The sequence below is a fragment of the Streptacidiphilus sp. P02-A3a genome (genome assembly GCF_014084105.1).
Taxonomy (GTDB): domain Bacteria; phylum Actinomycetota; class Actinomycetes; order Streptomycetales; family Streptomycetaceae; genus Streptacidiphilus.
Window position 1 is genome coordinate 8,860,205 of sequence record NZ_CP048289.1, and the last position, 9,303, is coordinate 8,869,507.

10 protein-coding genes are annotated in these 9,303 nt (G+C 72.7%); 3 read left to right on the forward strand and 7 right to left on the reverse strand.

The features are described 5' to 3' along the window. Nucleotides 1-78 precede the first annotated feature (78 nt). The 7 genes from GXP74_RS37675 to GXP74_RS37700 all read right to left on the reverse strand — a co-directional run bounded on the left by GXP74_RS37675 (nucleotide 79) and on the right by GXP74_RS37700 (nucleotide 5,695). Nucleotides 79-369 (reverse strand): DUF1416 domain-containing protein, encoded by a 291-nt coding sequence (locus tag GXP74_RS37675; protein ID WP_182455680.1) that lies wholly within the window; start codon nucleotides 367-369, stop codon nucleotides 79-81. 33 nt (nucleotides 370-402) lie between these two features. Further along, nucleotides 403-1,245: a sulfurtransferase gene (locus tag GXP74_RS37680; protein ID WP_182455681.1), complete on the reverse strand. Its 843-nt coding sequence runs from the start codon at nucleotides 1,243-1,245 to the stop codon at nucleotides 403-405. Between the two features lie 131 nt (nucleotides 1,246-1,376). Further along, nucleotides 1,377-1,493 carry a putative leader peptide gene (locus GXP74_RS42390; protein ID WP_370468582.1) on the reverse strand — a complete coding sequence of 39 codons (117 nt, stop codon included), beginning with the start codon at nucleotides 1,491-1,493 and terminating at the stop codon, nucleotides 1,377-1,379. 175 nt (nucleotides 1,494-1,668) lie between these two features. Then, the gene (locus GXP74_RS37685) at nucleotides 1,669-2,397 is read right to left on the reverse strand and encodes a DUF2993 domain-containing protein (RefSeq protein ID WP_182455682.1); all 729 of its coding nucleotides are present in this window, start codon (nucleotides 2,395-2,397) and stop codon (nucleotides 1,669-1,671) included. Between the two features lie 111 nt (nucleotides 2,398-2,508). Further along, on the reverse strand, nucleotides 2,509-4,500 hold the full coding sequence (locus GXP74_RS37690; RefSeq protein ID WP_182455683.1) for a hypothetical protein: 1,992 nt from the start codon (nucleotides 4,498-4,500) through the stop codon (nucleotides 2,509-2,511). 8 nt (nucleotides 4,501-4,508) lie between these two features. Then, a complete protein-coding gene (locus GXP74_RS37695) occupies nucleotides 4,509-4,814 on the reverse strand; it encodes a MoaD/ThiS family protein (protein ID WP_182455684.1) in 306 nt (101 codons plus the stop codon). A gap of 59 nt (nucleotides 4,815-4,873) precedes the next feature. Continuing rightward, on the reverse strand, nucleotides 4,874-5,695 hold the full coding sequence (locus tag GXP74_RS37700; RefSeq protein ID WP_182455685.1) for an alpha/beta hydrolase: 822 nt from the start codon (nucleotides 5,693-5,695) through the stop codon (nucleotides 4,874-4,876). A gap of 188 nt (nucleotides 5,696-5,883) precedes the next feature. Between GXP74_RS37700 and GXP74_RS37705 the strand changes: the two genes are divergently transcribed. The 3 genes from GXP74_RS37705 (at nucleotide 5,884) to GXP74_RS41975 (ending at nucleotide 9,269) form a co-directional block, all read left to right on the forward strand. Beyond that, nucleotides 5,884-6,627, forward strand: a complete 744-nt coding sequence (locus tag GXP74_RS37705; protein WP_182455686.1) for a response regulator transcription factor — start codon at nucleotides 5,884-5,886, stop codon at nucleotides 6,625-6,627. Nucleotides 6,628-6,757: 130 nt separating this feature from the next. Then, nucleotides 6,758-7,804, forward strand: a complete 1,047-nt coding sequence (locus GXP74_RS37710; protein WP_182455687.1) for a LacI family DNA-binding transcriptional regulator — start codon at nucleotides 6,758-6,760, stop codon at nucleotides 7,802-7,804. A gap of 88 nt (nucleotides 7,805-7,892) precedes the next feature. Then, nucleotides 7,893-9,269, forward strand: coding sequence for a trypsin-like peptidase domain-containing protein (locus tag GXP74_RS41975; protein WP_304940929.1), 1,377 nt, complete (start codon nucleotides 7,893-7,895; stop codon nucleotides 9,267-9,269). The last annotated feature ends 34 nt before the right edge of the window (nucleotides 9,270-9,303 follow it).

Below are 9,303 nucleotides of genomic sequence, written 5' to 3' on the forward strand. Positions count from 1 at the left end.
GAACCGCGACGCCCCGCACCGGGGGTTCCGGTGCGGGGCGTCGAAAGAGCGCTGAAGGCGCGGGGAGCAGCGCGGTACTCAGACCGCGATCGCGACCTCGGCCACGGCGCCGCGGGTCGCGGCGACGACGCGGTCCACGGTCGCGCCGGGAACCAGGGCGCGCAGCGTCCAGGTTCCCGGGGCCGCGAAGAAGCGGAACTGTCCGGTCGCGGAGGTCGGGACCTCGGCGGTGAACTCGCCGCCCTCGTCCAGCAGCCGCACGTAGCCGCTGACCGGCTCACCGTCCCGGGTCACCGAGCCCTGGATGATCGTCTCACTCGCCACGTCAACTCCTGCCAGTTCGGGGCCGCCGGCCTTCGCACCACACATGTTCTTGACTCTCCTTCGGGGTGGGGCCGGTACTCAGTTGGAGCCGAGCTCGATCGGCACGCCGACGAGGCTGCCGTACTCGGTCCAGGAACCGTCGTAGTTCTTGACGTTGGTCTGGCCGAGCAGCTGGTGCAGCACGAACCAGGTGAGCGCGGAGCGCTCACCGATGCGGCAGTAGGCGATGGTGTCCTGCGCCAGGTCGACGTTCTCGGCCTCGTACAGCGCCTTCAGTTCCTCGTCCGACTTGAAGGTGCCGTCGTCGTTGGCGTTCTTCGACCACGGGATGTTGCGGGCGCTGGGCACGTGGCCGGGGCGCTGCGACTGCTCCTGCGGGAGGTGGGCCGGGGCGAGCAGGCGGCCGGAGAACTCGTCGGGCGAGCGCACGTCGACCAGGTTCTTGTTGCCGATCGCGGCGACCACGTCGTCCCGGAAGGCACGGATGGAGGTGTCCTGGGCCTGCGCCTGGTACTCGGTCGCCGGGCGGTTGGGCACGTCCTCGCCCTTGACCAGCTCGCGGGAGTCGAGCTCCCACTTCTTGCGGCCGCCGTCCAGCAGTCGCACGTCGCCGTGGCCGTAGAGCTTGAAGTACCAGAACGCGTAGGAGGCGAACCAGTTGTTGTTGCCGCCGTAGAGCACCACGGTGTCGTCGTTGGCGATGCCCTTGGCCGACAGCAGCGCCTCGAAACCGGCCTGGTCGACGAAGTCGCGGCGGACCGGGTCCTGGAGGTCCTTCTTCCAGTCGATCCGGACGGCGTTGCGGATGTGGTTCTTGTCGTAGGCGGCGGTGTCCTCGTCGACCTCGACGATGACCACCTTCGGCGTGTCCAGGTTCTCCTGGACCCACTCGGCGCTTACGAGTACGTCACTGCGGCTCATCGGGGGATTCTCCATCCGGGGCAGTTGCGGAAGGGGGCGCCGCGCACAGGCTTGTCCGAAGGGGAGGCTCGGATGGTGAGACGGCGCGGCAGTGGATCAGGTCTGCGGACGTGTCGGGAGCAAGGGCCCCGTCAGCGCATTCGACACAGGCAGGCAGACACGCGGCACAGGTCGACCGCCCGCCGCTTCGTGAGATCCGCCTGTCGCTTCATGCTGTCGATGCTAGGCAACCCGAGAGCCGCTGTCATCGATGTCTTGAATAGTGAGAAATAATGCTCCACATGTTGATACGCTGATTCAAAACCGCCACTTCCGCTCAGCCCCACCGGTTCACCCGGCTGCCATCCGGACCGTCTCAGCCGATCGGCGGAACAACAGTGGACACTCTGTCTCGCTGGTCGGACAGACCCATTCTGGGTGCGGTCAGGCCTCGCCGCCGTTGAGCGACACGCCGGAGCCGCCGACGGTGATGCTCACCCCGTCCGGACCGGGGACGACCTGGGACACGGTGAGCCCCTGCGGCAGCCCGTCGAGGCTGAGCTGGAGCCCCAGCGACTCCCCGACCAGCCCGGACACCAACTGGCCGGCGACGCCGGGGATGCCGGACAGGCCGGTGATGCCGCTGATGTCGGCCAGGCCGATGCCGGTGCCGTTCCCGGCCGGAACCAGCTTCGCGGTCGCGCCGAAGTGCTTCGACCCCAGCCCCGGGACGTCCGCGGTCGCGGCCACGGTCACCCGCCCGTTCCCGGCGTAGCCGAAGGTGGGGTGGCTCGGGATGGCGATGGACAGCTCCGCGTACGACACCGTGGCGGTACCGGTGGCGGTGTCGGCCACGGCGGTGGAGTAGTCGTTCTCCAGCTTCACGCCCTTCAGGTCGGCGTCGAAGGTCTGCAGGATGACCGAGTTCCCGCTGGAGCCGCGCACCACCATGTTGACGGCGTGGACCCGGACGTCGTCCAGCTTCCCGCCCGCCAACTGGGTCAGGAACGGGAATCCCTTGATGTCGACCCCGGGCTTCTGGGCCAGCCCGCGCTGGGTCTGGAGCTTCCCGGCGACCTGCGATTCGGCGACCGTGACCGCGACCCGGTCAGCCGCGACGAACAGGCCGAAGAGGACGATCAGTGTGATCAGCAGACGTCGTGCGGCACGCATACGTGGTCCCCCATGGTGGTTTCTGTCCGAAGACGTCGGGCCAGGCCACTTCGGTTGCCTGGCCCTGACCCGACGCCGCGGATCGATCGCATCTACGGATCGTATGTTCGCTCAGCCCGCGAGCAACCGCCCGACGATGTAGACCGCGGGTGCGGCGCAGGCCAGCGGCAGCGCGATGCCCGCCGTGAAGTGCACGAAGCGCGACGGGAAGTCGTACGCCGCGACCCGGCGGCCGACCAGCGCGCAGGCGCCCGCGGCCAGGCCGAGCAGCGCGCCGTCCAGGCCGAGGCCGGTCGCCGCGCCCACGGCCGCGCCGCAGGCCAGCCCGGCCACCGCGCCCGCGGCGAACCCGGCCGACGCGGGCAGCTTCGGCAGCGCGGACACCAGCGTCGCCGCACCGGCCGCGAGCGCGCCCGCGGTGACCACCGCGCCACCGGTCCAGCCGTGGTGCGTACTTGTCACCGCCGCCGTGAAGCAGGCCGCCAGCACGGTCATCAGCGTCGCCGAGGCACTGACCGTGAGCGCGTAGAAGCGCTCGTCGGGGTTGCTCGGACGGAAGATCTGCAGGATCAGCACCAGCAGGAAGAACCCGCCGAGGGTGCCCGCCAGCACCGCCGGGGCGGTGCCGCCGGCCGCCGCGAGCATCGCGGCGTCGGCGGTGACGCCACCCAGCGCGGCCAGGGCGATGCCCTGCCGGGCGGGCCACATGCCGTTCAAGCGGAACCAGCCGGCGGCGGTGACCGCCTGGAGCAGCAGCACTGGCAGCACCAGCGCGAACCGGCCGAGCAGCGCGGCCAGCGCGATCAGCAGCGCCAGTCCCAGGGTCGCGGCGGCGGGCTGGAGCCCGGGGTCGCGGATCGGCGAGCCCTGGCGGGCCGCCGGAGCGGCGGGCGCGGCGGTCGGCGCGACCGCGACGCCACCGGGGACGCCCGGCGCGGTGGGCGCCACCGGCGCCGGACCGGTGGGCTGCGCGGCGGCGAAGGCCTCCCGGATCGAACCGCCGGGCTGGTCGGTGAGCGACTGCGGGGGCGGCGGCGCGAGGGGACCGGCCGGGCCGGTCGGCTGCGCGGAGGTGAACGCCTCGCGGAACGACGCCGGCGGGGCGTACCCGACCGGCGCGTCCGCCCACCCCCCGGCGGGCGCGCCCTGCGGCGCGGGGGCCTGCGGGGCCTGGGCCTGCGGCGCGGGGTACGGAGGTGTGGGGTACGGAGGTGTGGGGTACGGCGGCGCGGACTGCTGCGGATAGGCCGCCGGGGCGGCGCTCTGCGGCTGCCAGCCGGGCGGCGGCCCGGAAACCGCGGCCGACTGCCGCGGGTCCGGCACGGCGGACTGCTCCCACCCCTCCGGCCAGCCGGTACCGGCCGGGGCCTGCGCGGCGAGCTGCGGCGGCACATGCACCTCGGCGGTGGCGTACTTCTCGTGGATCTGCCCGAACCGCGAGTTCGCGGGCGGCTGCACCGGATCGCCGGACGTCCCGTCCGCGAAGGCGGCCTGCGGGCCGCCGGGCATCGGGGCGTGGTCGCTCACGGGCGGAAGGAAGGCCGTGGCCTCGGCGTCGTGATTCGGGTACCCGCTACCGCCGACCGGACCGGCCTGCCCGGAGTACGCGGGCTGAGCGGGATAACCGGGATAGCCCGGCTGGCCCGGCTGGTACTGCTGAGCAGCGTAATTGGGCTGAGCAGGATAGTTGGGCTGACCGGGGTGATTGGGCTGACCGGGGAACCCCTGCGGTCCGGGGCCGCCCTGCTGGGCGCCGGGCCCGGGGTACCCCGGCTGCCCATGGCCGCTGAAGTCGGCCTGGTTCGGGTACTGCGGTTGCCCGCCGTAGCCCTGCTGGCCGGGGTAACCCGACTGCCCCGGCTGACCAACCGCCCCGGGCTGCCCCGGGTACCCCTGCTGCCCGCCGGGGCCGGGCTGGCCCGGGTAGCCGGAGTCGCCAGCGGGCCCGGGCTGGCCCGGGTAGCCCTGCTGCCCTGCGGGGTCCGGCTGGGGCGGGTAGCCGGAGTGACCGGCGGGGGCCGGGTAGCCCTGCTGTCCTGCGGGGTCCGGCTGGGGCGGGTAGCCGGGGTGCTGCTGGGTGGGGTAGTGGTCGGGGTCGGGCACGGGGGCGCTCACCCGCCCGCGAAGGGGGGGAGGACCTCGACCACGCCGCCGTCGGCGAGGTGCACCGAGGCGTGGTCGCGGGTGCCGACCGGACTGCCGTCGACCAGGAACGAGCACAGGCTGAGCACCCGCGCGAACCGCGGCTGGTCCGCGTGCTGGAGCCGGGCCGCATCCAGGGCCTCCTGGAGCGTCGCCGCACGGTAGGGCTCCTCGCCGGTGCCGGCCTCGGCCTTGGCGGCGGCCCAGTAGCGGATCACCCCGCTCGGGGCAGGGGCAGCCGGTCCGGTGTCGGTGACCGCCGTCGTCCCGGTCATCTCACCCTCCTCAGTCGAAACTCGCATCGGGCCATCATGTCTCGTCCGCCGGGCCGCCGTCACCGCACACCCGTCAACCACTCGCCCACCCGTTCGACGAGATCGTCCGTCGCGGAGTTCTCGGCGTGGCCGAATCCGGGCTCGATCCACAGCTCACAGTGGTCGGGACCGGCCGCCTGGTACAGCGAGCGCGGGTGGTCCAGCGGGAAGTACGCGTCCCGGTCGCCGTGCACCACCAGCAGCGGGATGTCCAGCGACGCCAGCCGCGCGGCGGCGTCCACCGGCGGCAGCGGGACCGTCCGCCACTCGTGCGGGTCGATCCTGGTGCGCAGCCCCACCCGGCCGACCACTCGGCCCAGCGGGCGCATCACCACCCAGTGCAGCCGCCGCATCGGCACCGTCCCCCGGTAGTACCAGCGGGCCGGGGCGCTGACCGCGGCGACCGCGGCCACGCCCGGGTACAGCGCGGCGTGCCGCAGCACCACCGCGCCGCCCATCGAGAAGCCGAGGGTGACCACCCGCCGGTAGCCCAGCGAGCGGGCCCACTCGACGGCCGCCTGTACGTCCAGCACCTCCAGGTCGCCGACGGTGGAGCGGCCCCGCGAGCGCCCGTGGCCCCGGAAGGAGAAGGACACCACTCCCGCGCGCCGGGTCAGCCGGGTGACGACGCGGCGCACCGCCGGACGCTCGACCGCGCCCGAGAATCCATGGGCGAGCACGATGACCAGACTGTCCGCCGAGGGCCGCAGCGGTGCCTGCGGCGGGGCGTACGCGGCATGCAGCCCGACCCCGTCGGCGGTGGTGATCAGCGCTTCAGCAGGCGCGTCCCACGGGCGTGCACCCTCCTTTTTACTGGTCAGACTCTTCGCGCTCACGTCCATGTGGGCTATTCTCCTTCTCCAAGGGATCCGGGCAGAGTCGCCCCCGGGTCCTTTTGTGCATTCAGCGCTTGAATCCACATCGTGTCGCGCGGCTCAACGCATGGCCGGTGGCGCGCACAGTGCGGTGTGCCCGCCGGCAGTCTCGGAGCATCCGACCCTCCGTCACCCGGAAAGGGGACTACCCGGGTATGAGTTCTCTGTTGCTGCTGACCAACGCCCTCCAGCCCTCCGCCGAAGTCCTCCCCGCGCTCGGCCTGCTGCTGCACAGCGTGCGGGTGGCGCCGGCCGAGGGGTCCGCCCTGGTGGACACGCCGAGCGCCGATGTGATCCTGGTCGACGGCCGGAGAGACCTCCCACACATCCGCAGCCTGTGCCAGCTGCTGCGGTCCACCGGCCCCGGCGCGCCGGTGGTGCTGGTGGTCACCGAGGGCGGCCTGGCCGCCGTGACCGCCGACTGGGGCATCGACGACGTCCTGCTCGACACGGCCGGACCGGCCGAGGTCGAGGCCCGGCTGCGGCTGGCCATGGGCCGGACCCAGGTGGCCCAGGACGACGGCCCGATGGAGATCCGCAACGGCGACCTCTCGGTGGACGAGGCGACCTACAGCGCCAGGCTCAAGGGCCGGGTGCTCGACCTCACCTTCAAGGAGTTCGAGCTGATCAAGTACCTCGCGCAGCACCCCGGCCGGGTCTTCACCCGGGCGCAGCTGCTGCAAGAGGTCTGGGGCTACGACTACTTCGGCGGCACCCGCACCGTCGACGTGCACGTACGGCGGCTGCGCGCCAAGCTCGGGGTCGAGCACGAGCAGCTGATCGGTACCGTCCGCAACGTCGGCTACCGCTTCGTGATCCCGGAGAAGTCCGCCGAGAAGAGCGCTCTGGCGGGCCCGGCGGAGGCCGAGGACAGCGCCGACGTGGAGCTGGAGGTCTGACCGGTCCGGTCCGGTCCGGCGCGGGTCGGGGAACGCCCCGCGCCGGACCGGGGAACGACGCCCGGCGGCCCGGTGTCCGCTCGGCGAACTGCGGCCGCGCGGCGTTCACAAGGGCGCGTAGGATGCCCCCGTGCCCAAGGTGACGCGCGACGATGTGGCCAAGCTGGCAGGGACCTCGACCGCGGTCGTGAGCTATGTCATCAACAACGGCCCCCGGCCGGTCGCCCCGGCGACCAGGGAACGGGTGCTCGCGGCGATAGCGGAACTCGGCTACCGCCCCAACAGCGTCGCCCAGGCCATGGCCAGTCGGCGGACCAACCTGATCGGCATGGTGGTGCCGGACGCCCGGCAGCCGTTCTTCGCCGAGCTGTCCCACGCGGTGGAGCGGGTCGCCTCCGAGCGCGGCAAGATCGTGCTGCTCGGCAACTCCGACTACACCGGCGACCGTGAGATCCACTACGTCCGGGCCTTCCTCGGGATGCGCGTGGCCGGGCTGATCCTGATCAGCCAGGGCCCCTCCGAGCAGACCACGGCCGAGTTCGCGGCGTACGACGACTCCCGGGTGGTGCTGCTGCACCGGCGTCCGGCCAGCTCCGACGACGTCGCCGTGGTCACCGACGACGTCGGCGGCGCGGAGAAGGCCGTGCAGCACCTGCTCGGGCACGGCCACCCGTACGTGGCCTGCTTCGGCGGCCCGGTCACCGCCCCGGCGCCGGGCGACCCGGTGATCGACCACATCGAGGGCTGGCGGCGGGCCATGGCCCAGGCCGGGCTGCCGACCGAGGGGCGGCTGATCGACGCGCCCTTCGACCGGTACGGCGCCTACCAGGTCGCGGTGGAGCTGCTGCGCTCCCCCGGCCGCCCGACCGCGATCTTCTGCTCCACCGACGACCAGGCCATCGGCGTGCTCCGGGCGGCCCGCGAGGTCGGCCTGACCGTCCCGACGGACCTCGCCGTCGCCGGGTTCGACGACCTGCCCGAGGCCGCCTTCAGCGACCCGCCGCTGACCACCATCGCCTCCGACCGGGACGCCATGGCCCGCGCCGCGGTGGACCTGGTTCTGGACGACTCGCTGCTGGTGCCCGGATCGGACACCCCCCGGGTCCGCCGATTCCCCAGCAGACTGGTCGTCCGCCGCTCCTGCGGCTGCTCCGGACCTGCGGAAACGCGGCCATGAGCGGGCCCTCATCCGGCATAGTGAATCTTTGGTCGGCTTATGAGCTGACTCTCAGCGGGCTTTCATCTTCCCACTGGACCTTGTTCTCATGACCGACACGCACCCGAACCCTGCCAGCGCCCCCGAGCCGGGAGCGTCCCGCTACGAGACCGGTGACCAGTCCGGCAACGAGGCCCGCCACAGCGGGTACCGGACCGGTGGCGCCTGGGCCGCCGGTACCGAGGCCACCACCCCGCTGCCGCCGGTGCCGGGCTACCAGCCCTCCGCGCACGAGCCGATCGACGGCACCGTGCTCCCGGGCTTCGCCCCGCCGCCCGCCCCCGCCTACGGCGGCGCGCCGCAGTACCAGCCCGCCCCGATCCACCCCGTGCAGCCGGCCTACCCGGCCGCCCCCGGCTACCCCGTGCCGAACGGCGGCGACACCGGCGGCTGGCCCGCCACCGCCGAGGTCGCCTTCGGCGCCGAGGGCGGCCAGGGCGGCGACGGCGGTACCGGCGGCGAGGACGTCAGCCCGGTCGAGGGCGGCGAGCCGAAGAAGCGCCGGATGCGTCGGCCGATGGCGCTGGTCGCGGCCGTGGCCCTGATCTCCGCCCTCGCGGGTGGCGTGGCCGGCGGCTACATCAGCACCACCACCCAGAAGTCCGGCAACTACAGCACCTCCGCCGTGGTCACCTCGGACTCCAAGGGCACCAGCAACATCGCCGCGATCGCCGCCGCCGTCTCCCCGGCCACCGTGCAGATCACCGTCGACACCAGCAACAGCGAGGACATCGGCACCGGCATAGTGCTGACGTCCACCGGTCAGATCCTCACCAACTACCACGTGATCTCCTCCTCGGTCGGCGACAGCAGCGCCACCATCAAGATCACTTTCAGCAACGGCAAGACCACCAGCGCCACCGTCCTCGGCACCGACGCCGGCAGCGACATCGCCGTGATCAAGGCGGCCAACGTCAGCGGCCTGGCCACGGCCTCGCTGGGCAACTCCGCCCAGGTCGCCATCGGCGACTCGGTGGTCGCCATCGGCAACCCGGACGGCCTCACCGGCACCGTCACCGCGGGCATCGTCAGCGCGCTGAACCGCAAGGTCACCGTGGACGTCAGCGAGGCGACCACGCAGAGCAACGGCGGCTTCGGCTTCCCGAGCTGGTCCGGCGAGAACGGCTTCGGCAGCGGGAGCGGGAGCGGCAGCTCCGGTTCCAGCGGCTCCGGCAGCCAGACCGCGACCTACAACGCCATCCAGACCGACGCCTCGCTCAACCCCGGCAACTCCGGCGGTCCGCTGCTGAACAGCTCCGGGCAGGTCATCGGCATCAACGCCTCCATGTACAACTCCTCGTCCTCCTCCGGCCAGCAGAGCTCCGGGACCCAGGCGGGCAGCGTCGGCCTCGGCTTCGCGATCCCGATCAACGCCGTGAAGGCGGTCCTCGGCCAGCTCCAGGCCGGGCAGAGCATCACCAGCTGAGCGCTGACGGGACGGGCCGGGCGGCTTCGATCCG

Coding starts and splice junctions, on each gene's coding strand:
- GXP74_RS37675 (WP_182455680.1), bottom strand. CDS start 369: ATGTGTGGTGCGAAGGCCGGCGGCCCCGAACTGGCAGGAGTTGACGTG.
- GXP74_RS37680 (WP_182455681.1), bottom strand. CDS start 1,245: ATGAGCCGCAGTGACGTACTCGTAAGCGCCGAGTGGGTCCAGGAGAAC.
- GXP74_RS42390 (WP_370468582.1), bottom strand. CDS start 1,493: ATGACAGCGGCTCTCGGGTTGCCTAGCATCGACAGCATGAAGCGACAG.
- GXP74_RS37685 (WP_182455682.1), bottom strand. CDS start 2,397: ATGCGTGCCGCACGACGTCTGCTGATCACACTGATCGTCCTCTTCGGC.
- GXP74_RS37695 (WP_182455684.1), bottom strand. CDS start 4,814: ATGACCGGGACGACGGCGGTCACCGACACCGGACCGGCTGCCCCTGCC.
- GXP74_RS37700 (WP_182455685.1), bottom strand. CDS start 5,695: ATGGACGTGAGCGCGAAGAGTCTGACCAGTAAAAAGGAGGGTGCACGC.
- GXP74_RS37705 (WP_182455686.1), top strand. CDS start 5,884: ATGAGTTCTCTGTTGCTGCTGACCAACGCCCTCCAGCCCTCCGCCGAA.
- GXP74_RS41975 (WP_304940929.1), top strand. CDS start 7,893: ATGACCGACACGCACCCGAACCCTGCCAGCGCCCCCGAGCCGGGAGCG.